The sequence below is a fragment of the Saccharothrix sp. NRRL B-16314 genome, from assembly GCF_000716595.1.
Taxonomy (GTDB): domain Bacteria; phylum Actinomycetota; class Actinomycetes; order Mycobacteriales; family Pseudonocardiaceae; genus Actinosynnema.
On sequence record NZ_JNXC01000022.1, the window covers coordinates 35,425 to 58,383 of the forward strand.

The following is a 22,959-nucleotide window of genomic DNA, read 5'->3' on the forward strand; positions in this document are numbered from 1 at the left end:
ACGCCTATTCTGGACCTTTCAGGCGTTCATCGGGGCCGTGAGCAACGACTCCGGGATGCCGAAGGCGTCGACCAGCGCCCGCGCGTGCGGTCGCAACCGCCCGCAAAGCTCGTTCACCGCCTGCGAAACGGCCTTCGCCCGCTGCGGCGTGAGCCGGCCGTGTTCCAGGAACCACGCCCGGTCTGCTTCGATCGTGCTCAACGCGTACAGGTCGCACACCTCGTCCAGCAGCGCCGAAGTCGAGGGGTCGCCGCACCGGTCCACCGCCGCCACGAAAGCCTCCAGCACCACCCGGTCCACGTGCGCGCGGGCGGCGTGCAGCACGTGGTCCTGCGCGGCGTTGAAGACGTCGAACGCGTTCTCCTTCGAAGCACGCCGCAACCGCCGAGCCAACCCCTCCAGCACGTGCTTCTCGCGGTCCTCGAACTGCCGCACCTGCCAGCCGCGGTCCAGCAGCGCGTCCGAACTGCCCGACACCAACCGGTCGATGATCGCCCGCGCGGCCGTCCGCTCGATCACCACGCCCACCGCCTGATCGGCCACGAACCGCGCCATGCCCCACGGGTCCAGGTCGCCGACGTGGTCGCGGTAGCTGGTCAGCAGGCCTTTGGCGACGAGTTGCAGCAACACCGTGTTGTCGCCCTCGAACGTCGTGAACACGTCGGTGTCCGCCTTGAGCCCGGCGATCAGGTTGTCCGACAGGTACCCGGCACCGCCGCACGCCTCCCGGCACGTCTGGATCGTCCGCGTGGCGTGCCAGGTGGCGACGGCCTTCAGCCCGGCCGCCCGCGACTCCAACTCGCGCTGCTGCCGGTCGTCCGCGACGTCGTGCAGCGCCGACACCATCTCCTCCTGCGCGAAGTGCAGCGCGTAGGACGTCGCCAGCGCGGGCAGCAGCCGCCGCTGGTGGGCGAGGTAGTCGAGCACCACGACCTCGGCACCGGTGTCCGGCCGGGTGAACTGCCGGCGTGAGTCGCCGTAGCGGACGGCCAGCGCCAGCGCCTTCTTGGCCGCGCTGCCCGCCCCGCCGGCGACGCTGATCCGCCCGCGCACCAGCGTGCCGAGCATGGTGAAGAACCGGCGGCCCTCGCCCTCGATCGGGCTTGAGTACGTGCCGTCCGGCGCGACGTCGCCGTACCGGTTGAGCAGGTTCGCCCGCGGCACGCGCACCCGGTCGAACGACAGCCGCCCGTTGTCCACGCCGTTCAGGCCGGCTTTCGGCCCGCAGTCCTCGATCCGCACGCCCGGCATCGGTGCGCCGGCGTCGTCCCGGACGGGCACCAGCAGCGCGTGCACGCCCTGCCCCTCGCCGTTGGTCACGAGTTGCGCGAACACCACGGCCATCCGCCCGTCACGGGCCGCGTTGCCGATGTAGTCCTTGCGCGCCGACACGTCCGGCGTGTGCACCACGAATTCCTCGGTCGACGGGTCGTAGGTGGCGGTGGTGCGCAGGTTCTGCACGTCCGACCCGTGCCCGGTCTCCGTCATCGCGAAGCAGCCGGGCAGTTCCAGGCTCATGATCGCGCGCAGGTACCGGTCGTGGTGCCCGGCCGTGCCGAGGGCCTGCACCGCGCCGCCGAACAGGCCCCACTGGACGCCGGCCTTGACCATCAGCGACAGGTCGCCGAACCCCAGCACCTCGAACGCCACCACCGAACCGCCCACGTCGTCCCGGCCGCCGTACTCGGCCGGGAACCCGATCAGCGGGTGGCCTGCCTCGGCCAACGCGTGCAGCTGCTCCAGCACCCAGGCCCGGTACTCCTCGCGCCCCAGTTCGCGCGGCTTGCCGGCGTCGGACTCGAGCAGGCCGGACAGCAGTTCCACCGAGTTCCGGCGCAGCGTTCCCCAGCGGCCGTCGAGCAGTTCGCGCAACGCGTCCGCGGTCGTCCGGTCATCGGTGTCGCCTGTGGTGATCCCCATGCCCCTTGTTAACACACGTTCACGCCGGCGGCTCGACAACGCGCTTGCCCCTGGCCCGCCGCAGGTGTTCGACTGCCGAGGTGATGATCGAGTACACCCGCTACGACGTGCCGGCCGACCGCGTCGAGGCGTTCGAGGCCGCCTACCGGCGTGCCGCCGCGCACCTCGCCGCCGCCCCCGAGTGCCACGACTTCGAGCTGACCAGGGGCGAGGAGGGTCACGTCGTCCGCCTGACCTGGGCGGCCGACCCGGACGGTTTCCGCGCCGGACCCCACTTCGCGCCGTTCACCGCCGAACTCGCCGACTTCGCCGCGTACGCCGACGAGCCGCGCCGGCACGAGCCGGTCGACATCGGCCGGCCGGTGCCGACGCTCTACGAGTGGGCCGGCGGCGCGGAGGCGTTCGAGAAGCTGCTCCACACCTTCTACCTGCGCGTGCCGGAGGACGAGCTGCTGGCGCCGCTGTTCGCCGGCATGGACCCCGACCACGCGCACCACGTCGCGGACTGGCTCGGCGAGGTCTTCGGCGGACCGAGCGCCTACTCGGCGTCGCGCGGCGGGCACCGGGGCATGGTGGGCCGGCACCTGGGCCGGGGGATCACCGAGCAGCAGCGCCGGCGTTGGGTGTCGCTCCTGCTCGACACGGCGGACGACGTCGGCCTGCCGGACGACCCGGAGTTCCGCTCGGCGTTCGTCGGCTACCTGGAGTGGGGCACCAGGATGGCGGTGGTCTTCTCGCAGCCCGGCGCCCAACCGAACCCCGCCGAGCCCATGCCGACGTGGGACTGGGGCAACGTGCGCCCTTGGCAGGGCTGACGCCGCAGGGGCGACACGGGCCTGTTCATCGCGGTGGCTCGGAGCCGTGCCCCGCCCCCCCGCTCAGGACCACCGGTCGTCCCCCACCGGCGGCACGGAGTGCTTGCGGACGTGCTGGAACAGCAGGTTCGTCTGCACCTCGCTCACCTCCCGCCGGGTGGTGAAGCGGTCCAGGACCAGGCGTTGCAGGTGGGCCGTGTCGGCGACCGCGACGTGCACCAGGAAGTCCTCCGGCCCGGCCACGTGCGACATCGCCAGCACCTCCGGCAACGACAGGACGTAGTCCATGAACGGCTCCACGATCGCCCTCGTGTGCGGCCGGACGCGCACCGCGATGATCGCCTGCACCGGCCGTCCGACGGCGGTCAGGTCGACCTCCGCGTGGTAGCCGGTGATCACGCCGCGCTCGCGCAGCGCCCGGTGCCGCACCACGCACGTGGACGCCGCCACGTTGACCCGGTCGGCAAGATCCTTGTTGGGCAGCCGTGCGTCCTTCTGGAGCTCTTGCACGATCGCCGCGTCCACCGAATCCAACACGTCGAACTCCTCCATCCGCCGAACAGCCTGCGGAAGTTTCCCCCCAAGTCCGACGACAAGTCCACGATTCGGCCATGACGCGGTTGCGAACGACGGCGGTGCACGGTGGGCGCGACGACCTCGCCGACCTTGGCGTGCACGCCCTGCCGATCGACCTGTCCACCACCTACCCGATCCCCGACCAGACCGAGGGCGGCTACGCGCTCCAGGCGTTCGCCGAGGGCGCGGCGCACGCCACCTCACCGGTCTACTCCCGGCTGCACAACCCCACCGTGGCCCGGTTCGAGCAGGCCCTGGCCGCGTTGGAGGGCACGTCGGCCGCCGTGGCGTTCGGCAGCGGCATGGCGGCCGTGACCGCCGTGGTGCAGGCCGCGTGCGTGCTGACCGGCAAGACGCACGTGGTCGCGGTGCGGCCCATCTACGGCGGCACGGACCACCTCCTGTCGTCCGGGCTGCTCGGCGTCCGCACCACCTACGCCACCGCCGACGAGGTCGCCGACGCGATCACCCCGGAGACCGGCCTGGTGGTGGTCGAGACGCCGGCCAACCCCAACCTGGACCTGCTCGACATCGCCGCCGTCGTCGCGCGGGCCGGTGACGTGCCGGTGGTCGTGGACAACACGTTCGCCACGCCCGTGCTCCAGAACCCGGCCGCACACGGCGCGACCTACGTCCTGCACTCGGGCACCAAGTACCTCGGCGGCCACGGCGACGTGCTCGGCGGCGTGGTGGCGTGCGACGAAGAGCACGCGGCACCGCTGCGCCAGGTCCGGATCATCACCGGCGCGGTGCTGCACCCGCTGGGCGGCTACCTCATGCACCGCGGCCTGGCCACGCTGCCGCTGCGCGTCGAGGCGGCCCAGCGCGGCGCGGTCGAGTTGGCGGCACGGCTCGACGCGCACCCCGGCACAGGTCTGGTGCGGCACCCGAGCCTGCCCGGCGCCGACCCGGCCGGGCTGATCGGCACGCAGATGCGCGGTCCGGGCGCGATGCTCGCGTTCACCACCCGCGAGGACCCGGCCGCGGTGGTGCGCCGGCTGCGGCTCGTCACGCCCGCCGTCAGCCTCGGCTCGGTGGACACGCTGATCGAGCACCCCGCCGCGCTCACGCACAGGCTGGTGCCCGACGCCGCCCGCGAGGCGTCCGGCGTGCCGGCGAACCTGCTGCGCCTGAGCGTCGGCCTGGAGGATGTCGAGGACATTTGGGACGACCTCGACCAGGCCCTTTCCGGACCTTGTGAACAGGATTACATCAAGCCTTCCTCAAGCGGTTTCCGGGAGCCCGCCGCGAGCCACTAATGTGCGGTCGTCAGGAATGAGCAGCGCGCTGCGGAGCCGGACGCCGTCGAGTGCCCCAATCGGGCTGTGCGGCTGCCGGACCTGCCACAACGGGTCTCCGTGCGCGTTCGCTCGTTCCTCGACGGGAAGCCGGTCGCGTGATGACCGCCGAACTGCGGTCTCCGTGCAATTCGGTTCTCCCTCCAGAAGCCGCCCGGTGTATCGGCGGTGAATCCACCTTTGTCGGACCGTCGACCGGTTCGCGCACATCCCGGTGCCCGTCGTGCCGCCCTCCGTCGGCAGGCGAGCCCCCCAAGCCCGTCGTTCGGTGGCTTACCAGGCCGCCGAACGGGTCGCGGTGCGCGACCACTAGCGCGCCGCGGGAAGTGCCGATCGGGCCGGACGGGTGCCACGAGCAGCCGTCCGGCCCGGTCACCTAGGCTGGTGGGGTTCAACCAGGAAGTCGGCGGAGCCGACAATCAGTCGGAGGAACCCCAGCCGTGTCCGTCGTCGGTGTCCTCGCCCTCCAGGGCGACGTCCGTGAACACCTCGTGGCGTTGGCGGAAGCCGACGTCCTGGCCCGTCCGATCCGCAGGCCGGAGGAACTGGCCGAGGTCGACGGCGTGGTGCTGCCGGGCGGCGAGTCGACGACCATCAGCCGGCTGCTCGCCACGTTCGACCTGCTGGAACCGCTGCGGACGCGGATCAAGGAAGGCATGCCGACCTACGGGTCGTGCGCCGGGATGATCCTGCTCGCCGACCGGGTCCTCGACGGGCGACCGGACCAGCACCAGCTCGGCGGGCTCGACATCGTCGTGCGGCGCAACGCGTTCGGCCGGCAGGTGGATTCCTTCGAGTCCGATCTCGACTTCACCGACGTCGGTGACGTGCACGCGGTGTTCATCCGCGCGCCATGGGTCGAATCGGCGGGTCCGGAGGTGGAAGTACTCGCCCGGGTGCCGGAATCGGCGGACGCGGGAGAGGCCGCCGGTAGGATCGTCGCGGTTCGGCAGGGGCACGTGCTCGCCACCTCGTTCCACCCGGAACTGACCGGCGACGGGCGAGTGCACCGCCTTTTCGTGGACATGGTCCGTGCGGCGGGCTGAGTATTCGACGGAGGACAAATGAGCGGCCACTCAAAGTGGGCGACCACCAAGCACAAGAAGGCCGCCATCGACGCCAAGCGCGGCAAGCTCTTCGCGCGGCTGATCAAGAACATCGAGGTGGCGGCCCGCACCGGCGGCGGTGATCCCGACGGCAACCCGACCCTGTACGACGCCATCCAGAAGGCGCGGAAGAACTCGGTGCCGCTGGACAACATCGAGCGTGCGCGCAAGCGTGGCGGCGGTGAGGAGGCGGGCGGCGCGGACTGGCAGACCATCATGTACGAGGGCTACGGCCCCAACGGCGTGGCGGTGCTGGTCGAGTGCCTGACCGACAACCGCAACCGGGCCGCGTCCGAGGTGCGCACCGCGATGAGCCGCAACGGCGGTTCGATGGCGGACCCCGGCTCGGTGGCCTACATGTTCACCCGCAAGGGCGTCGTGATCGTGCCGAAGGGCGAGCTGGCCGAGGACGACGTGCTGATGGCGGTGCTGGACGCGGGCGCCGAGGAGGTCAACGACCTGGGCGAGAGCTACGAGGTCGTGTCCGAGGCCGGTGACCTGGTCGCGGTGCGCAAGGCGCTCCAGGACGCCGGGTACGACTACGAGTCGGCCGAGGCGAACTTCCTGCCCTCGGTGTCCGTGCAGCTGGAGGCCGACGGCGCGCGGAAGATCTTCAAGCTGATCGACGCGCTCGAGGACTGCGACGACGTGCAGAACGTGTTCGCGAACTTCGACGTGACCGACGAGGTGATGGCGGAGGTCGACTGACCCCGCGTCCGGCCCTCCACAGCCCCGTGCCCGGTCGTGCCGGCGCGGGGCTGTCGGCTGTGGGTGTGCCGGTGCTCATGCGGGGTTGACGCCGGCAACGGGCACAATGGGCAGGGTGTCGAGCCCCGCCCCCAGTCCACAGGACATCAACCTGCGCAATTGGCTGCTGACCCAGGCCGAGCTGCACGGCCACGCGGTGGTCTCCGTACCCGAGGACGCCGAAGGCGCCGGGTACTCGTTCTCCGTGGGCGCGTGGCGCAGGTTCGGCGTGGCCGAGGCGGTGGTGCTCGGGCTGCCCGAGGAGCACGCCAAGGTGCTCATCCACGCCTACGTCGACCGCGCCCGCAAGGGTGAGCGGTTCGTGCCGGGCCGGCTCTACCACGACTTCTTCGAGGGCGTGCCGGTCACGTTCGAGCGCGTGTTCAAGGGCTTCTACCCGGAGTTCTTCGGCAGCGCGTTCCTGCTCTACGGCAAGGGCGACTTCGCCGCCCTCCAGATCATCGTGCCGACCGCCGAAGGCCGCTTCCCGTGGCACCACGACGCGCCGATGGGCTTCGGCGACTGGCAGCTGCTGCTGACCGAGAGCGGTCGGCCGGAGAGCTGGGAGCCGGGCGTCAACGGTCCGTGACCGGCGCCACGTTGTCCGGGAAATGTTGTCAGGTGTGAGGTCACCGACCACTGACAACGCCCGTCGGGTTATCACTGTGATGTGCGTCGGCACGTCGGGGCGCCGCACGCCGCAAGGGGGGAGGCACGTCCCGTCCTGCGCGGGCGAAGGGGGAGCCGCGCAGGACGGGACGCGCGACGAGGCTTGGTCAAGGGGGCCCCGCCCTGGCCAAGGAATGGGCCGTGGGGGGAGTGACCGAGGCTCCCCCCGCGACAAAGCCCGCGGAGGACGACCTCAAGGGCCTGCGGCCTCCGGACGTGCGACCTCAGGGCGTGCAGCTCAGGACCTGCAGGCCAGGACGGGCAGCCTCAGAACGGCGGGCAGCCTCAGAACGGGCAGCCTCGGGACCTGCGACCTCGGGACCTGAGGCCTCCGGACGCGCGCCTCGGAACCTGCGGCCTCCGGACGTGCAACCTCCCGACGTGCAACCTCCGGACGTGCGACCTCAGGGCGTGCGGCCGAGCAGGGCGATCAGCCTGGTCTGCGCGTCCGCGTCGGCGGACACCGGAACCGGTGGGTCGAACAGCCCGCTCGCCGCCCACGACTCGGCGTTCGGCTCGATGTAGTCGAGCACCACCTCGGCCACGTCCGGGTCGATCCGCTCGTCCACCCCGATGGCGCGGGCCAGGTCCCAAGCGTGCACGGCCAGGTCCGTCGTCATCTGCCAGCCGTACTCGATCGCGGGCTCCTTGCCGGAACTCAGGTGGACCGACTTCTGCAACGCCTTCGGCGCGATCCACGCCTCTCTCGCCGCAGCCGCCGCCAGCACCCAGGAGTGCAACGGGTCCTCGCCGAGCTGGTCGCCGTCGAAGCGGTCACCCACCTGCTCGATCGTGCAGCCCGCCAGCAGTTCCGGCGCCCACAGCTGCTCGTGGACCAGGTGGTTGACCAGTTCGCGGACCGTCCACTCCTTGCACGGGGTGCCCCAGTCCCACTGCTCGGGGCGCACCCGGCGCACCCGCGAGTCGAACTCCGTCATCGCGCGTCCGTGAGCCTCGATCAGATCCACCCCACGAGTGCACCAAACGTTGACCCGAACCGCACCCCGAGCCGGTGCATTGGTCCACACGACGGTGCGTGGACTTGATCTAGTGCACCCGTACGGCCCAACGGCGGGTCACTTGAACGCGGCGGCGTTGCGCGCGGCCCAGTCGGCGAACGTGCGGGCCGGACGGCCGAGGACCCGCTCCACGTCCGGGTTCACCCGCTGCTCCTCCGCCGACGGTGTGCCGAGGATGCCCAGCGTGGCGTCCACGGCCGGCTCTGGCATGTACTGCACCATCCCGGCGCGTGCCTCGTCACGGGTCAGCTCGACGAACCGGACCGGCTCGCCCAGCACGTCCCCGATCACCGCGACCTGCTGCCGGGGTGTGATCGGGGCCGGACCGGTCAGCACGTACGTCGCGCCCGCGTGACCCGGTTCCCGCAGCGCCACGGCAGCCATGTCGGCGATGTCGTCCGGGTCGACGGTCGGCAGCGCGACATCGCCGAACGGCGCCATGGCCACCCGCTCCGCGCGGATCGTCGCGGCCCACGCGAAGGCGTTCGAGTCGAAACCGCCCGGCCGCAGCACCGTCCACGGCAGACCCGACCCCTTGACCTCGTCCTCGAAGTCCGACTGGTGGCGACCCGTGCCGACGCCCTGCGAGGACAGCAGGACGACCCGCTGGACGCCACCGGCCCGTGCGACGTCGAGGACGTTCCGCAGCACCGCCCTGTCGCCACCGGCGGCCAACCAGCCGGGTGCGGTCAGCAGGAACAGCGCGTCGGCGCCGTCCAGCGCGGGCGCGAGGCTTTCCGGCCGCACCATGTCCGCCGTGAGGGTTCGCACACCTTCCGGCACGTCCGCCGCCGTGATCCCGCGCGCCACGGCGGTCACGTGCTCGCCGGCCGCCGCCAGTGCCCCTACGAGGGTCCGGCCGACGTTCCCCGTCGCCCCGGTCACCACGATCATGTCCACTCCCGAGAAGTCGTTGTCGAGTACTCGGGGGAAGTTACTGGCCTGGATATAGTAGGTACCTAGAGGAAAGTACTGGCGGAAGGGGCTTGTTGTGACCAGCAGCACAACGTGGACGGCCGGCGCGACGTCCGATCCGGAGCTGGCCTGCCCTATCGCTCCGGTGGTCGACATGGTGTTCAGCCGCTGGACGACGCCGATCCTGTGGACGCTGAACGAGTTCGGCCGGCTGCGGTTCGTCGAGCTGTCCCGGCGCATCACCACGATCACGCCCAAGGTGCTGACCCAGCGGCTGCGGCAGCTGGAGCGCGACGGGCTCGTCATCCGCACCTACCACGCCGAAGTGCCGCCGCGGGTCGAGTACGAGATCAGCGAACTCGGCCGCAGCCTCGCGCCGCTCTTCGCCACGCTGGCCGAGTGGACGGCGGTCAACCTGGAGAAGGTGGAACGGGCCCGGCAGGACCACGACGCCCGGGAACAGGTCGGCGGCCGGCGAACCTGAGCGCCTGCGGGGAAGTCCGCGTCGGCGCGGATAAAGACGCAACGACCCGCCGCGGCGGCGGTGCGGCGGGTCGACGCGCACCTCCAGCATGCACCACATTCCTGAATGGCAGCTGATGGTTTGCCCGATCGGATGTCGATTCGTCACACCTGAAAAGGTCTCGCAACCGCGCCACCGCCCGCCGCTGGTCACGTCCGGTCGCTGGTCACTCCCGGGTCCTGACCACCAGCGACGCCAACCGCCAGGTGCCGCCGTCCGGGGTGGCCTGCGGCGCCTCGGCGAGGGAGAGGTGCGGGAACCGTTGCAGCACAGCGGAAAGCGCCACCTCGGTCTGCACCTTGGCGAACGCCGCGCCGAGGCAGAAGTGAGGACCGTGCGAGTACCCGAGGTGCCCGGTCGAGGGCTCGCGGGTGACGTCGAGGTCGTCCGGCGCGGAGAACGCGCGCGGGTCGCGGTTGGCGGACATGATCCCCGCCATCACCGGCTGTCCCTTGTCGATCACCACGTCGCCGAAGGTCACCTCCTCCTGCGTGTACCTGGGCGCGGTGAGCAGCTGCGGGCCGACCCACCGGGTCAACTCCTCCACCGCGCGCGGCATCAGGCCGGGGTCGGCCCTGAGCGCGGCGAGCTGGTCGGGATGGGTGAGCAGCGCTTCCAGGCCGTTGACGATCAGGTTGGCCGGCGTCTGCCCGGCCAGCGCCAGCTGCCACACCAGCGTGACCAGCTCGGCGTCCGAGAGCCGGTCGCCGTCGTCGTCCTGCACGCGCAGCAGCTGCGAGATCAGGTCGTCACCCGGTGACGTCCGGCGCGACTCGACGGCGGCCTTCGCGCCCTCGATGATCCCGGGGATCGCGGCGAGGAACCCCGGTCCGTAACCCGCCACGACGGCCTCGCCGTACTCGCGCCACCGGAGCCGGTCCTCGGCGGGGATGCCCACCAGCTCGCAGATCACGTCCATCGGCAGTGGGCGGGCGAAGTGCGGCATGAGGTCCACGGTGTCGCCGTCCGGCAGGGCGTCGAGCAGCGCGGCCACGAGCGCCTCGATGCGCGGCCGGAAGCCTTCCGCCCGACGCGCGGTGAACGCGGGCGCGGCCAGCCTGCGCAGCCGGACGTGCTCCGGGCCTTCCATCTCGGACATCGTGCGCAGGTACGGCAGGCAGTGCTCCGGGATGCCGGGCAGGCGCATGAAGCTGTTCGCGTTCAGCGCGAAGCGCGGGTCGCCGAGCATCGCGCGGGCGTCCTCGTGCCTGGTCAGGATCCACAGGTCGCCCATGCCGGGCACGGTCATCCGCGCCACCGGGCAGTCCTCGCGGGCTTTGGCGTAGGCGGTGAACGGGTCGAGCAGCACGTCCGGGTTGGTGGGGTCGATCTCGGGAACGGTCAACGCGAGCCTCCGGATGTTCAGATCAGATGTTCTCATCATCTGAATGGTGACGGTATCTTGACCGCGAGACGCCTGGCAAACAGGGAGCGTGGACGGTGCGGCTGAGCAGGGTGGAAGCCCAGGAGCGCAACCGGGCCCGGGTGCTGGACGCGGCCCGCGAGGAGTTCGCCGAACGCGGGTTCCGGGACGCCAAGATCGACACCATCGCCCGGCGCGCCGATCTCACCCGGGGCGCGGTGTACTCGAACTTCCCCGGCAAGCGCGCCCTCTACTTCGCCGTGCTGGCCGACCTCGTCGAGCGCGCTTCGACCCCCGCGAACCCGCAACGCGGTCCGGACGTGCGTGCAGCCCTCGGCGCGCTGGCCCGCGCGTGGGTCACCTCGCTCAGCCACGACGCGTTGGCGCGGGACTTCATGCCCGAGGTGGTCGCGGAGGAGGTGACGCGGCGGCCGTTCACGCAGCTGCTGAAGCTGGACGCGCTGCTGCTCAGCCTCGCGATGGAAGCCCTCGAACCGGCCGCGACGCCGCCGGGCTCGCCGCCGTTCAGGATGGTGCGCAAGGCCGAGGTCGTGCTCACCGCGCTGCACGGCGCGAGCCAGCTGGCCACCGCCGCGCCGGGGTTCCTGGAGCCGTTCGACGTGGTCAGCGCGTGCGAGCAGCTGGCGGGACTGGAGCTCGGCGACTGGTGGCCGCCACCCGCCGAGGCCGCGGTGCGGACCGAGGACCGGCCGTGGACGCCGCCGACCGCGGTCGACCTCGTGCGCGGCGGGCAGGTGACGCCCGACGAGGACGGCGTGGTCGTCGTGCTGGGGCTCAACAGGCTGGCCGCGGTCGAGGAGGCGGTGCGGGCGGGCGCACGGGTAACCCTCGCGATGGTGACCGGCACGCCGGCCGAGCTGGCACCGCTGGCGCGGCTCGTGGTGGCGCAGCTGTGCGTCAGCCTGCGGCAGGCGTTCCCGGTCGCCGCGTGGCCCGCGGTGCGGGTGGTGTGCGACGAGACCGGCGCGTTGGCGGGCGCGGCGGGCGTGCCGGCCGTGAGCGACGAGACCGAGACCGCGGTCCGCGTCGAGGGCGGCCGGATCGTGGCGCGGGCCGAGGGCTCAGGCGCGGGTCACGCGGTCAGCGCCGGGACGCGGGTGCGGACCTAGGCTCCGGCGCCGTCCTCGGCGCCGTCCTCGGGGCGGTCGTCGGGGTGGTCGCGGTCCTGGGCGTGACCGGACGGCGTTCCAGCACCTTGCGGAAGTCCGCCGGGATCGGGGTGCTGCGCAGCTCCGGCGTGCCGAACGAGACGTAGCGGTTCCAGCCGGTGACGACCGGGGTGCCGTCCACGTCGCCGTCGAACCCCATGGTCAACGTGGTGGTGCCGAGCGTCCGCACGCGCACGGAGATCCGCAGCAGGTCGTCGAACCGGCTCGGGTTGAGGTACCGGATGGACGTCTCGGCCAGCACGAAGTCGATGCCGTGCTTCTCCAACTCCTTGTAGGACCCCAGCAACGACCGCAGGGTCTCCACCATCGCGGCCTCGAAGAAGACCGCGTAGCGGGAGGCGTGCACGATCCCCTGGCGGTCGCAGTCGACCGGGCGCACCCGCACCCGGTGCACGTGGGCAGGTCGCGGGTCAGCCATGCAAGCGATCCTATGGGGTCGCCGGAACGGCCCGCTTCGGCCGGGCGGCGGCTGCTCCGAGCGTCGCCGCCACCAGCTGCCCGACCGCGACCAGCAAGATCACCACCGCCGGGTGCCAGGCGGTGAGCAGCGCGCCGCCGCCCGCCGCACCCGCCGCGAACGCGCCGGTCTTCAGGCTCGCCCCGGTGGTCGACACCTGTCCGAGCAATCCCTCGGGCGTGTACCGCCGGCGTGCGGTGATCGTGGCGGTCAGCGTCGGCCCCTGAGCCACGCCGCTGAGCACCGCCAAGCCCAGGAGCACCGGGAAGTGCGCGGTCACCGGCCAGAGCGCGAGTGTCACCCCGTACAGCGCGACGGTCGTGAAGACCACCCGTTCGGGGCGCCACCGCGGCAGCCGCCGGCGGACCGCCAGGATGCTCGCCACGCAGCCAACCTCCACGGCCGCCCACACGATCCCGGTCTGGTTCTCGTCGACGCCCAACGCCCCGAGGTGCAGCGGCAGCGCCGTGACGAGCATGCCGACCGACCCGTACCCGACCACCGACGCGACGGTCGCGCCGCGCAGCGGGGGAGTGGTGGCCAGGTGCCGGAGCCCGCGCTTCATCGCGGAACGCAGCGACTGGTGCTCGCCGGGAGGGTGCGGCGGCACGCTCAGCGTGATGGTGCACAGCCCACCGGCCGATGACAGCGCGGCGACCGCGGCCACCGCGACGGCGGGTGACGCGGCGGTGCTCAGCACGGCGGCGAGCGCGGGCCCGCCGATCGCCGCCGCGTTGAACAGCAGCGCGTCCTGCGACGTGGCCGCGTGCACGTCGGTCGCCAGGCGCGGGACCAGGCTGGTGAACCCGCCGCTGGTCATCGGCAGCGTGATGCCCGCGACGAACGCCGCCGCCACGAGCCACGGCGCGGGGGCGAACACCATGGCCAGCGCCATCGCGGACAGCACGAACTGGTTGGCGGCAAGAGCGGACACGGGCCGCCGGGTCCGGTCGAGCCACGCGCCGAGCAGCGGTCCGGACAGGATCGACGGCACCGTGTACGCGGCGATCACCGCACCGGACAGCAGCGGCGAGTCGGTGCGCGCCAAGGCGAGCAGCACCACGGCGACGGCGACCATCTCGTCCGCGAGGCGGGCGAGGCCCGCGGACCAGAGGTACCGGACCATCACCCCGTGCGGCGGTGCCGGCGCACGCTCTCCTCGACCAGGTCGAGCACGGGTTCGAGGTCGTCCGCGGGCAGGCCCATGGCCAGGTGCGACACCAGGCCCTCCAGCACCAGCTCCAGGAACGACGTCAGCACGGTCACGTCCACGTCGTCGCGCAGGTTCCCGGCTTCGCGCTGGCGCTCCAACCGCTGCCGCGTCGCGTCGGTCAGCTGCCGCGACCGCTCCGCCCACCTGGCCCGGAACTCGGGGTCGGTGCGCAGCCGGCGGGACACCTCCAGCCGGGTGCCGAGCCAGTCCGCGGGGTGCTCGACCTCGCTCGGGTCGGGCGGCGCGAGGAGGTCGCGCATGACCTGCACGAGGCCCTGCTCGGCGACGACCTCCGCCATCCGCAGCGCGTCGTCCTCGGCGAGGGCGAGGAACAACGACTCCTTGTCCCGGAAGTGGTGGAAGATCGCGCCCCTGGACAGGCCGGTAGCCTCTTCCAAGCGGCGCACGGTGGCGCCTTCGTAGCCGAAACGCGCGAAACACGCACGCGCACCGTCAAGGATCTGGCGGCGGCGGGCATCGAGGTGGTCCTGGCTCACCCTGGGCACCGGTCGATGTTGCCAGGGCCGCCCGGGGAAATCCAATCAGTACGTACGGCTTGCCTGGCCCCACTTTGGGGTGTACTTGCTGATCGGAGCTCGAAACCCCTGGTGGACAGCACTACGGTGGCGCACCGTGACCGCAGGTGAGGACATCCGGCCGCCGCTCAGGTTGGTGCCGGGATTGGGCTGGGCGAGCGGACCGTCCACGGTGGACCGGAATCGGCGCGGACCGGACTTGATCGATCTGATCAGGCTGGTCGGACGCCGCCCCGGCGACCCGGCGGACAGCGCCACGGGGTGCGAGGTGGTGGTGTTCGAGACGTTGTGCGTCCCGGAGCCGCTGCGCACCCCCGCGTACGCGCTGGCTCTCGGTGACGACGGCGGGCACGGCGGTGCGGGGGTCGGCGCGCTCCGGCACACGCGGTACTTCGTGCACGAGGCCGCGTTGCACGCGTGCGTCGGTGACGAAGCGGTCATGGCCGACCAGTTGGACGTGCTCGCGGACCGGGGCGACGTGCCGGTCCGGCTGGTGTCGTTCGCGGCGGGACACGTGGGGGTGCTGCGGTCGTCGTTCGCCGTGCCCGCCGGGCGACGTCAGGTGGAGGTGCTGGACCGGATCGCGTTGGACGTGCCGTCGTCGCGCGCCGAGTTCCGCCGCTGGGCCGCCCACTACCGCAGCCGCTGAACCTCGAGTCCCCGCTCAGGCGCCGCGAGTCCCCGCTCCGGCGCCGCAGGTCCCCGTTCCGGCACCGCGAGTTCTCCGTTCGGCCGCCGCGAGTTCTCCGCTCACGCCCTGAAACGCCCGTTCAGCGCAGTGCGGCGGCGGCCGGTCGGCGGACGGGCGGCCGTCGCACACCGGCTGTTCGGCGGCCACGGGTGGTGCGGGCAGCCGACATGTCGTTGATCCGTAAGGGTTTTACCTAGCTGCGAGTGTCGGTACCCCCGTGTAGCGTCGAACGGGCGAGAATGATCACGGGGAGTGCGCAAAGTGACTGCTGTCCGTAATGTCCCGGTTCCGGGACCCACCCCGGCGGTGTTCCGGGATCGAGCCGAGGCCGAGGCCTACGTCGCCTCGGTCTGCTTCAAGCACGGACCTCCGAGACTGCTCGGAGTCGAGTTCGAATGGACCGTCCACCACGTCGAAGATCCCGCCAGACCGCTCGACGCGAAGACCCTCGCGTCCGCTCTCGGCAAGCACGCGCCACCGACCCTCGTCCCCGACAGCCCTCAGCGACCACTGCCCTCCGGCACACCGCTGACCGTGGAACCGGGTGGCCAGGTCGAGATCTCCACCCCGCCCCGCGAATCGCTGACGGACCTCGTCAAGGTCGTCGCGGCGGACATCGACCACCTGCGCAACCTGCTCGAACCGGCCGGTCTCCGGCTCGGCCAGCGGGGCGCGGACCCGTTCCGCCCGCCGCGCCGGATGCTCCGGATCCCGCGTTACGCGGCCATGGAACACGCCTTCGCGCCGCTCGGGTCCGAGGGCATCACGATGATGTGCAGCACCGCCGGCCTCCAGGTCTGCCTGGACTTCGGGCTGGCGCGCGACCTGCCGAAGCGGTGGGCCGCGGTGCACGCGCTCGGTCCCGTCCTCAACGCCCTGTTCGCCAACTCGCCCGGGGTTAACGGGCGTCGCACCGACTGGGCCAGCGCGAGGATGCGTTCCCTCTACGCCACCGACCCGGTGCGCACCCGGCCCGCCGCGGTGTGCGCCGACCCGGCCGCCGCCTGGGCCAAGCGCGTGCTCGACACACCGGTCATCGCGGTGCGCAGACCCGGCCCGAACTGGTTGCCCCAGCGCCACTTCACGTTCGCCGACTGGATCGCGGGCGCCCACGACAGACCGGCGACCGCGGACGACCTCGACTACCACCTCACCCTCCAGTTCCCGCCGGTCCGGCCGCGCGGGTACGTGGAGGTGCGCTACCTCGACACCCCGCCGGCCGGGCAGTGGCTGCCGCCGGTGGTGCTGATGGCGGCGCTGTTCAGCACGCCCGAGACCGTCGACGGCGTGCTGGCGGCCACCGAGACGGCGACGAACCGCTGGCTCGCCGCCGCGCGCTACGGCCTGGACGACCCGGTGCTCGCCCGCGCGGCGCGCGACGTGGTCGACCTGGGCTGCGTCGCGCTGTCGGACACCGACCTGTCCGTCGGCCAAGCGGACGCGATCGCCGAAGAACTGCAACGCATGCTCGCTGAGAAGACCGCAGGGGGCCGATCATGACCACTTCCGACACCACCGGAACCGACCTGTCCCACGTCGACGGCGTCCGCGACCGGATCGCCGCCCAGCTCACCCGCGCCCGCGACCGCAGCAGGCTGCTCACCGACGCGGTGGACGACCACGACCTCGTCCGCCAGCACTCCAAGCTGATGTCACCGCTGGTGTGGGACCTCGCCCACATCGGCAACCAGGAAGAGCTGTGGCTGGTCCGCGACGTGGGCGGCCGTGAGCCGGTCCGGGCGGACATCGACGAGCTCTACGACGCGTTCAAGCACGCCCGGTCGGCCCGTCCGGAACTGCCGCTGCTCGGCCCCGCCGAGGCGCGCCGGTACGTCGGCGAGGTCCGCGACAAGGTGTTCGACGTGCTGGAGCGCACCCCGCTCGAAGGCCACAAGCTGATCGACGGCGGGTTCGCGTTCGGCATGATCGTGCAGCACGAGCAGCAGCACGACGAGACCATGCTCGCCACGCACCAGCTGCGCGTGGGTGAGCCGGTCCTGGACGCTCCGCCGCCGCCGCGCGGTGGTCCGGTCGGCCCGGCCGAGGTGCTGGTGCCGGGTGGCCCGTTCACCATGGGCACGTCCACCGAGGCGTGGGCGCTGGACAACGAACGGCCCGCGCACCAGGTCGTCACCGATCCGTTCTTCATCGACACCACCCCGGTGACGAACGGCGCGTACGCGCGGTTCATCGCCGACGGCGGCTACACCGACCCGCGGTGGTGGAGCGAGGCCGGCTGGGCGCACGTGCAGAAGGCTTCCCTCGTCGCGCCCCGGTTCTGGGAGCGCGTCGGTGACGAGTGGTACCGGACGGCGTTCGGCGTCACCGCGCCGGTCGACCCGCGGCAGCCCGTGGTGCACGTCTGCTACTACGAGGCCGAGGCGTACGCGAAGTGGGCGGGCAAGAGGCTGCCCACCGAGGTCGAGTGGGAGAAGGCGGCCCGGTTCGACCCGGCGACGGGCCGGTCGCGCCGCTACCCGTGGGGCGACGAGGACCCGGCGGAGCGGCACGCGAACCTGAACCAGCGGCACCTGGCGCCGGCACAGGTGGGCGCCTACCCGGCGGGCGCGTCGGCGTTGGGCGTGCACCAGCTGATCGGTGACGTGTGGGAGTGGACCGGCTCCGACTTCCACGGCTACACCGGTTTCGAGGTGTTCCCGTACGCGGAGTACTCGCAGGTGTTCTTCGGCCCGGACTACAAAGTGCTGCGCGGCGGGTCGTTCGGCAGCGACCAGGCCGCGGTGCGCTCGACGTTCCGGAACTGGGACTACCCGATCCGGCGGCAGATCTTCGCCGGCTTCCGCTGCGCGCGGGACGCCTCGCCCGACGAGTCGGCCTGACGTGTGCCGCCACCTGGGTTACCTGGGCCCGGCCGTGCCCGTCGCCGCTCTGGTGCACGACCCGCCGAACTCGCTCGTCCGGCAGTCGTACGCGCCGCAGGACATGCGCGGCGGCGGCACGGTCAACGTGGACGGCTACGGCGTGGGCTGGTACCCCACGCCGGGCGGTCCGGCGCTGCGCTACCGCCGGGCGGGCACGATCTGGTCGGACGAGAACCTGCTCGCGCTGAGCCGGGTCACCGTGTCCGGCGCGGTGCTGGCCGCGGTCCGGTCGGCGACGGTGGGCATGCCGGTGGCGGACACCGCCTGCGCGCCGTTCACCGACGGGCAGTGGCTGTTCAGCCACAACGGGCGGGTGGTCGACTGGCCGGAGTCCGTGGTGGACGTCGCCAAGACGCTGCCCGTGGCCGCGCTGCTGACGCTGGACGCGCCGACCGACGCGGCCCTGCTGTGGGCGTTGGTGCGGTCCCGGCTGGCGGCGGGCGCCGCGCCCGGTGACGCGCTCGCCGACGTGGTGTCCGAAGTGGCCGCCGCCGCGCCCGGATCGCGGCTGAACCTGTTGCTCACCAACGGAACCGTGCTCGCCGGCACCACGTGGACCCATTCGCTGTGGGTGCTGTCCGGCGACGGCGCGGTGACGCTGGCCTCCGAGCCGTTGGACGACGACCCGCGCTGGCGGGAGGTGCCCGACGGGCACGTCGTCACGGCAGATGTGTCTACTGTGGACGTTCAACGGATTGGACGAGGATGACCGAGCCAGTGCTGGACGTGCACCTGACTCCCGAGGACGCGGCCGTCGCGCTGCGGGCCGAGGCGAGGGCGGGGCTGACCGCGCGGCCGAAGTGGGTGTCGCCGAAGTGGTTCTACGACGCGGTCGGCAGCGACCTGTTCGAGGAGATCACCCGGCTGCCCGAGTACTACCCGACCCGGGCGGAGCGGGAGATCCTGGTCGCGCGGGCGGCGGAGATCGCCGCCCTCACCGACGCGCGGGCGTTGGTGGAGCTGGGTTCCGGCTCGTCGGAGAAGACGCGGCTGCTGCTGAGCGCGTTGCGCAACCACGGCACGTTGACCGAGTTCGTGCCGCTGGACGTGTCGCCGTCGGCGCTGACCGAGGCGGCGAAGGCGATCATGGCCGACTACCCGGGCCTGCGGGTGCACGGCGTGGTCGGCGACTTCACCGAGCACCTGGGCCTGCTGCCGGGCTCACCGCCGCGAGTCGTGGCGTTCCTCGGCGGCACGATCGGCAACCTCATCCCGGAGGAGCGCGACAAGTTCTTCTCGTCGGTGCGCGAGGTGCTGAGCACGGGGGAGTGGCTGCTGCTGGGCACGGACCTGGTGAAGGACCCGGAGGTCCTGGTCCGCGCGTACGACGACGCGCAGGGCGTGACGGCCGAGTTCAACCGGAACGTGCTGCGGGTGATGAACCGTGAGCTGGACGCGGACTTCGACCCGGACGACTTCGCGCACGTCGCCCTGTGGAACGCGGAGGAGGAGTGGATCGAGATGCGGTTGCGGGCGGTGCGCCCGGTCAAGGCGCACGTCGCCGCGTTGGACCTTGACGTCGAGTTCGCCGAGGGAGAGGAGCTGCGGACCGAGGTGTCGGCGAAGTTCCGCCGCGAGGGCGTGGAACGCGAGCTGACCGCCGCGGGCTTCACCTTGCACCGCTGGTGGACCGACTCGGAAGGCCGGTTCGCGCTGTCCCTGGCCCGCGCCATTCCCTGACCTCACAGCGATCTTGCGCGGATGACCGCGTTATCAGGCGCAGCCATGCGGTGTGGCCGTTTTGCCACAGCGCACGGCTGCGCCTTCGGGACTCCGGACGGGCTGAGCCTCGGAGCGTTCGCGCCATGTGCGTCGTCCGTAGTGTCGAAGTGAGCCCGCGGTGTCCACCCCGCCGGCAGGCATCCGTCCAACCCACGTTGACGTCCGAGGTCAGGAGCCGCCGCATGAACGAGTACTCGATCCAGGGGATCGGCATCTCCGAACTGGTCGACCGCTTCGACACACCGCTGTACGTCTACGACGGCGCAGGCATCGAGCGCACCTACCGCGACCTGCGCGCCCGCCTGCACGAGGCGATCGAAATCTTCTACTCGCTCAAACCCAACCCCAACGTCAGCGTCGTCAAGGTCCTGCGCCAGGCGGGCGCGTCGGCCGAGGTCTGCTCCATGGGCGAGCTGAGCAGCGCTCTGCGCGCGGGCTTCCGGCCCGCCGACGTGCTGTTCACGGGCCCCGGCAAGAGCGTCGACGACCTGCGGGAGCTCGTGGCCCTCGGCATCCGCGCCATCATCTGCGAGTCGTGGGGGGAGCTCAAGCACATCGACGAGCTCTCCGCCGCCGCAGGCCTGCGCACGCCCGTGCTGCTGCGGATCAACCCGGCGTTCGGGGTGCGCGGCGGCCGGCTGACGATGGCGGGCAAGCCGCGCGAGTTCGGCATCGACGAGGACCAGGTGCTCAGCGCGACGGATGTCGTGCAACGCCACCCGAACGTGCGTTTCATCGGCGTCCACGTCTTTACCGGCACGCGCATCCTGGACGCACAGGTGGTGGTGGACAACACCGAACGCATCCTCGACCTCGCCGTGAAGGTGTCCGAGGCGCTGGGTTTCGACCTGGAGCTGGTCGACATCGGTGGCGGCATTGGCATCCCGTACTACCCCGAAGAGCGGGAAGTGGACCTCGACGTCCTCGCCACGGGCATCAACAAGGCCGTGGACGCGTTCCTGCTGAGCCGGCCGTCCGCGAAGCTCGCCATCGAGCCCGGCAGGTTCCTCGTCGGCCCCAGCGGCGTCTACGCGGTGGGCGCTCGCTACGTGAAGCAGTCCCGCGGCGAGCGCTTCGTCATCACCGACGGCGGTACCCACCAGAACATGTCGGCGGTGGGCATGGGCACCTACCTCAAGCGCAACTTCCCCATGGCCCTGCTGACCGACCTGGACCGCCCGGTGACCGGCCCGGCGACCGTCACGGGCCTCCTGCTCACCCCGACCGACATCATCGGCCAGGACATCGACCTGCCCGACGTCGAACCCGGCGACGTGATCGGCGTCTTCCAGTCCGGCGCCTACGGGCCGAGCGCGTCCATCACCTACATGAACGGCCAGGGCTTCCCCGCCGAGGTCCTCGTCCACGAGGGCAAGGCCCACCTCGTGCGCAGCCGCGACACCGTGGAGGACCTGTTCACCCGCCAGATCGTGGCGGAGTTCGACGCCGACGCCGCCGCGGCGATCCCCGACGAGGAGCTGTCGGCGGGCGTCCGCGAGGAGATCGCGCGCCTGGTGGGTGAGTCGGAGATGTCCGACGACACCACCCTGTTCGACGACCTGGCGCTGGACTCCCTGTCCGTGGTGAACCTGCTGGGCAGGCTGGAGGGCCGCTTCGGAGTGCACGTGGACCCCCACGAGGTGAGCGGCGAGACCTTCCGGACCGTGGGCTCCCTGACCCGCTTCGTGGCGGACAGCCGTCGTGCCCGCTGAGCACGTGGTGCCGCGCCTGCTGCACCACCTCCTCGACGAACGAGCCGCCGCCACCCCGGACGCGCCGGCCCTCACCACGGCCGACGGCACCCTGACGTACCGCGAGGCGCACGACACGAGCCTGCGCCTCGCCGGCTGGCTGACGGCCCGAGGGGTCCGTCCGCGGGACCGCGTCGTGATCGCCATGCCGACCACGATCGACGTCCCGCCCCTGCTCCACGCCGCGTCCCGCGTCGGAGCGGCGTTCTGCGTGCTGCACGAACAGGTCCGGGGCAACGGCCTGACCCACGTCCTGGACGACCTGGAGCCCTCCCTCCTGATCACCGCGGACGAGGAGGCGTCGACCCAGGCCCACCGCCGCGGTATCCCCGTGGCCATGGCCGCGGACCTGCGCACGGCCGCCGCCACGGCCGAGCCCGTGGCGTTGCCCGAACCGTCCCCCGACGACATCGTGTGCCTGAGCTACACGTCGGGCAGCACCGCGCTCCCGAAGGCCGTGATCTCCGAACACCGCCAGATGGTCTTCGCCGCGACGGCGATCCACCACGAGATCGGCTACGGGCCCGGTGACGTGGTGTTCTGCCCGCTGCCCCTGTCCTTCGACTACGGCCTCTACCAGCTGTTCCTGGCCGCCCTGGGCGGCGCGCACCTCTGGCTCGGCTCCGTCGTCCAAGGCGGTCCGGGCCTGCTCAAGGCCCTGGTCGACGCCGACGCCACCGTGTTGACCGCGACACCCGCCATGACCGAAACCCTGGTGTGGCTCTTGGAGCGGACAACCGTGGTGCCGCAGCGCTTGCGCCTGCTCACCACGACGGGTGCGGCGATGAAGCACCACACCGCGGCGGCACTGCGCGCGGCCCTGCCCGCTCTCCGCCTGCAGATCATGTACGGCCTGACCGAGTGCAAACGAGTCTCGATCATGCCCCCGGACGAAGACCTGACCCGTCCGGGAGCCTCGGGCCGCCCCCTGCCGGGAACCGAGGTCCACGTCCAAGGCCCGACCGGCGAGCGCCTGGCCGTGGGCGAGACCGGCGAATTCGTCGTCCGCGGCCCCCACGTGATGCCCGGCTACTGGCGCCGCGAAGACCTGACCGCCGACCGCTTCCCCCTGGCGTCCGACGGAACCCGGGAACTCCACACCGGCGACTACGGCCGGATGGACGAGGACGGCTACCTCTACGTGGACGGCCGCAGGGACGACATCTACAAGGAGCGGGGCTTCCGGGTGAGCACGACGGAAGTGGAAGCAGCCGCCCAGACAGTCCCGGGCGTCCGCTTGGCGGCCGTGATCCCACCCCGAGACGCACCAGGCTCGTCCGCGGTCCTGGTGGTGACCGGCGACGTGCGGCCAAGAGCCGTCCTTGGTGCCCTCCGCAGCCGCATAGAACCGTACAAAGTCCCCCAAGAGTGCGTGGTGGTGGACGAAATCCCGTTGTCCGGCAACGGCAAACTGGCACGAGCCGCCCTGGCCGACATGCTGGCCAACCGCACCGTCCCCGCCGCGGAGATCCACTGACTCCACGCGACGCGCGAGCGTGGTCCGGTTGTTGCCGGGCACTGATCTGGTGAAGGACCCCGATGTCCTGGTCCGGGCGTACGACGACG

At 71.7% G+C, this 22,959-nt stretch carries 22 protein-coding genes; 14 read left to right on the forward strand and 8 right to left on the reverse strand.

Going from position 1 to position 22,959, the window contains the following annotated elements; translation table 11 throughout:
- Window positions 1-18 precede the first annotated feature (18 nt).
- Window positions 19-1,920, reverse strand: a complete 1,902-nt coding sequence (locus tag OQ02_RS26805) for an acyl-CoA dehydrogenase family protein (RefSeq protein ID WP_051772838.1) — start codon at window positions 1,918-1,920, stop codon at window positions 19-21.
- Between the two features lie 83 nt (window positions 1,921-2,003).
- On the opposite strand from OQ02_RS26805, the gene OQ02_RS26810 reads away from it, so the two are divergent.
- Window positions 2,004-2,735, forward strand: coding sequence for a group II truncated hemoglobin (locus OQ02_RS26810; protein WP_197043510.1), 732 nt, complete (start codon window positions 2,004-2,006; stop codon window positions 2,733-2,735).
- Window positions 2,736-2,798: 63 nt separating this feature from the next.
- On the opposite strand, the gene OQ02_RS26815 is transcribed toward OQ02_RS26810, so the two are convergent.
- Window positions 2,799-3,272: an Lrp/AsnC family transcriptional regulator gene (locus OQ02_RS26815; protein ID WP_442973681.1), complete on the reverse strand. Its 474-nt coding sequence runs from the start codon at window positions 3,270-3,272 to the stop codon at window positions 2,799-2,801.
- A 74-nt stretch (window positions 3,273-3,346) separates the two neighbouring features.
- Here OQ02_RS26815 and OQ02_RS26820 point away from each other — a divergent pair, with 74 nt between their 5' ends.
- The 4 genes from OQ02_RS26820 to OQ02_RS26835 all read left to right on the forward strand — a co-directional run bounded on the left by OQ02_RS26820 (window position 3,347) and on the right by OQ02_RS26835 (window position 7,051).
- On the forward strand, window positions 3,347-4,570 hold the full coding sequence (locus OQ02_RS26820) for a trans-sulfuration enzyme family protein (protein WP_033441368.1): 1,224 nt from the start codon (window positions 3,347-3,349) through the stop codon (window positions 4,568-4,570).
- A gap of 479 nt (window positions 4,571-5,049) precedes the next feature.
- A complete protein-coding gene (gene pdxT / locus OQ02_RS26825) occupies window positions 5,050-5,655 on the forward strand; it encodes a pyridoxal 5'-phosphate synthase glutaminase subunit PdxT (protein WP_033441369.1) in 606 nt (201 codons plus the stop codon).
- A gap of 18 nt (window positions 5,656-5,673) precedes the next feature.
- Complete coding sequence (locus OQ02_RS26830; protein WP_033441370.1) at window positions 5,674-6,423, forward strand: YebC/PmpR family DNA-binding transcriptional regulator; 750 nt, start codon at window positions 5,674-5,676, stop codon at window positions 6,421-6,423.
- A gap of 106 nt (window positions 6,424-6,529) precedes the next feature.
- Window positions 6,530-7,051 carry a DUF4262 domain-containing protein gene (locus OQ02_RS26835; RefSeq protein ID WP_033441371.1) on the forward strand — a complete coding sequence of 174 codons (522 nt, stop codon included), beginning with the start codon at window positions 6,530-6,532 and terminating at the stop codon, window positions 7,049-7,051.
- A gap of 484 nt (window positions 7,052-7,535) precedes the next feature.
- Here OQ02_RS26835 and OQ02_RS26840 read toward each other — a convergent pair whose 3' ends face one another.
- Together OQ02_RS26840 and OQ02_RS26845 are read right to left on the reverse strand one after the other, a co-directional pair.
- On the reverse strand, window positions 7,536-8,069 hold the full coding sequence (locus OQ02_RS26840) for a TIGR03086 family metal-binding protein (protein ID WP_051772862.1): 534 nt from the start codon (window positions 8,067-8,069) through the stop codon (window positions 7,536-7,538).
- A 138-nt stretch (window positions 8,070-8,207) separates the two neighbouring features.
- Window positions 8,208-9,044 carry an NAD(P)H-binding protein gene (locus tag OQ02_RS26845; protein ID WP_033441506.1) on the reverse strand — a complete coding sequence of 279 codons (837 nt, stop codon included), beginning with the start codon at window positions 9,042-9,044 and terminating at the stop codon, window positions 8,208-8,210.
- A gap of 175 nt (window positions 9,045-9,219) precedes the next feature.
- Between OQ02_RS26845 and OQ02_RS26850 the strand changes: the two genes are divergently transcribed.
- Window positions 9,220-9,549 (forward strand): winged helix-turn-helix transcriptional regulator, encoded by a 330-nt coding sequence (locus OQ02_RS26850; protein ID WP_051772863.1) that lies wholly within the window; start codon window positions 9,220-9,222, stop codon window positions 9,547-9,549.
- Between the two features lie 205 nt (window positions 9,550-9,754).
- Here OQ02_RS26850 and OQ02_RS26855 read toward each other — a convergent pair whose 3' ends face one another.
- Window positions 9,755-10,969 carry a cytochrome P450 family protein gene (locus OQ02_RS26855; protein WP_051772864.1) on the reverse strand — a complete coding sequence of 405 codons (1,215 nt, stop codon included), beginning with the start codon at window positions 10,967-10,969 and terminating at the stop codon, window positions 9,755-9,757.
- A gap of 59 nt (window positions 10,970-11,028) precedes the next feature.
- Between OQ02_RS26855 and OQ02_RS26860 the strand changes: the two genes are divergently transcribed.
- The gene (locus OQ02_RS26860; RefSeq protein ID WP_033441375.1) at window positions 11,029-12,081 is read left to right on the forward strand and encodes a TetR/AcrR family transcriptional regulator; all 1,053 of its coding nucleotides are present in this window, start codon (window positions 11,029-11,031) and stop codon (window positions 12,079-12,081) included.
- On the opposite strand, the gene OQ02_RS26865 is transcribed toward OQ02_RS26860, so the two are convergent.
- From OQ02_RS26865 to OQ02_RS26875, 3 genes are read right to left on the reverse strand one after another with little or no spacing between them, the layout of a single operon-like run.
- Window positions 12,053-12,559, reverse strand: coding sequence for an acyl-CoA thioesterase (locus OQ02_RS26865; protein ID WP_033441376.1), 507 nt, complete (start codon window positions 12,557-12,559; stop codon window positions 12,053-12,055). The genes OQ02_RS26860 and OQ02_RS26865 overlap by 29 nt on opposite strands.
- Window positions 12,560-12,569: 10 nt before the next feature.
- Window positions 12,570-13,724, reverse strand: coding sequence for an MFS transporter (locus OQ02_RS26870; RefSeq protein WP_033441377.1), 1,155 nt, complete (start codon window positions 13,722-13,724; stop codon window positions 12,570-12,572).
- Entirely contained in the window at window positions 13,724-14,317 is a 594-nt protein-coding gene (locus OQ02_RS26875) for a TetR/AcrR family transcriptional regulator (RefSeq protein ID WP_033441378.1), read from the reverse strand. Before OQ02_RS26875 ends, OQ02_RS26870 begins: the two co-directional genes overlap by 1 nt.
- 127 nt (window positions 14,318-14,444) lie before the next feature.
- Between OQ02_RS26875 and OQ02_RS26880 the strand changes: the two genes are divergently transcribed.
- The 7 genes from OQ02_RS26880 to OQ02_RS26910 all read left to right on the forward strand — a co-directional run bounded on the left by OQ02_RS26880 (window position 14,445) and on the right by OQ02_RS26910 (window position 22,870).
- Complete coding sequence (locus OQ02_RS26880) at window positions 14,445-14,996, forward strand: Scr1 family TA system antitoxin-like transcriptional regulator (protein ID WP_033441379.1); 552 nt, start codon at window positions 14,445-14,447, stop codon at window positions 14,994-14,996.
- Window positions 14,997-15,344: 348 nt separating this feature from the next.
- The gene (locus OQ02_RS26885) at window positions 15,345-16,538 is read left to right on the forward strand and encodes a glutamate-cysteine ligase family protein (protein ID WP_231500240.1); all 1,194 of its coding nucleotides are present in this window, start codon (window positions 15,345-15,347) and stop codon (window positions 16,536-16,538) included.
- Window positions 16,535-17,878 carry an ergothioneine biosynthesis protein EgtB gene (gene egtB, locus OQ02_RS26890; RefSeq protein WP_033441381.1) on the forward strand — a complete coding sequence of 448 codons (1,344 nt, stop codon included), beginning with the start codon at window positions 16,535-16,537 and terminating at the stop codon, window positions 17,876-17,878. Before OQ02_RS26885 ends, egtB begins: the two co-directional genes overlap by 4 nt.
- A 1-nt stretch (window position 17,879) precedes the next feature.
- A complete protein-coding gene (gene egtC, locus OQ02_RS26895; protein ID WP_033441382.1) occupies window positions 17,880-18,629 on the forward strand; it encodes an ergothioneine biosynthesis protein EgtC in 750 nt (249 codons plus the stop codon).
- Window positions 18,626-19,600 (forward strand): L-histidine N(alpha)-methyltransferase, encoded by a 975-nt coding sequence (gene egtD / locus OQ02_RS26900; RefSeq protein ID WP_033441383.1) that lies wholly within the window; start codon window positions 18,626-18,628, stop codon window positions 19,598-19,600. Before egtC ends, egtD begins: the two co-directional genes overlap by 4 nt.
- A 224-nt stretch (window positions 19,601-19,824) precedes the next feature.
- Window positions 19,825-21,354, forward strand: a complete 1,530-nt coding sequence (gene lysA / locus OQ02_RS26905) for a diaminopimelate decarboxylase (protein WP_063747157.1) — start codon at window positions 19,825-19,827, stop codon at window positions 21,352-21,354.
- Window positions 21,344-22,870, forward strand: a complete 1,527-nt coding sequence (locus OQ02_RS26910) for a class I adenylate-forming enzyme family protein (RefSeq protein ID WP_231500241.1) — start codon at window positions 21,344-21,346, stop codon at window positions 22,868-22,870. Before lysA ends, OQ02_RS26910 begins: the two co-directional genes overlap by 11 nt.
- The last annotated feature ends 89 nt before the right edge of the window (window positions 22,871-22,959 follow it).

Coding starts and splice junctions, on each gene's coding strand:
- OQ02_RS26805 (WP_051772838.1), bottom strand. CDS start 1,920: ATGGGGATCACCACAGGCGACACCGATGACCGGACGACCGCGGACGCG.
- OQ02_RS26810 (WP_197043510.1), top strand. CDS start 2,004: ATGATCGAGTACACCCGCTACGACGTGCCGGCCGACCGCGTCGAGGCG.
- OQ02_RS26820 (WP_033441368.1), top strand. CDS start 3,347: ATGACGCGGTTGCGAACGACGGCGGTGCACGGTGGGCGCGACGACCTC.
- OQ02_RS26830 (WP_033441370.1), top strand. CDS start 5,674: ATGAGCGGCCACTCAAAGTGGGCGACCACCAAGCACAAGAAGGCCGCC.
- OQ02_RS26835 (WP_033441371.1), top strand. CDS start 6,530: ATGGGCAGGGTGTCGAGCCCCGCCCCCAGTCCACAGGACATCAACCTG.
- OQ02_RS26840 (WP_051772862.1), bottom strand. CDS start 8,069: ATGACGGAGTTCGACTCGCGGGTGCGCCGGGTGCGCCCCGAGCAGTGG.
- OQ02_RS26845 (WP_033441506.1), bottom strand. CDS start 9,044: ATGATCGTGGTGACCGGGGCGACGGGGAACGTCGGCCGGACCCTCGTA.
- OQ02_RS26850 (WP_051772863.1), top strand. CDS start 9,220: ATGGTGTTCAGCCGCTGGACGACGCCGATCCTGTGGACGCTGAACGAG.
- OQ02_RS26855 (WP_051772864.1), bottom strand. CDS start 10,969: ATGAGAACATCTGATCTGAACATCCGGAGGCTCGCGTTGACCGTTCCC.
- OQ02_RS26865 (WP_033441376.1), bottom strand. CDS start 12,559: ATGGCTGACCCGCGACCTGCCCACGTGCACCGGGTGCGGGTGCGCCCG.
- OQ02_RS26870 (WP_033441377.1), bottom strand. CDS start 13,724: ATGGTCCGGTACCTCTGGTCCGCGGGCCTCGCCCGCCTCGCGGACGAG.
- egtB (WP_033441381.1), top strand. CDS start 16,535: ATGACCACTTCCGACACCACCGGAACCGACCTGTCCCACGTCGACGGC.
- egtD (WP_033441383.1), top strand. CDS start 18,626: ATGACCGAGCCAGTGCTGGACGTGCACCTGACTCCCGAGGACGCGGCC.
- lysA (WP_063747157.1), top strand. CDS start 19,825: ATGAACGAGTACTCGATCCAGGGGATCGGCATCTCCGAACTGGTCGAC.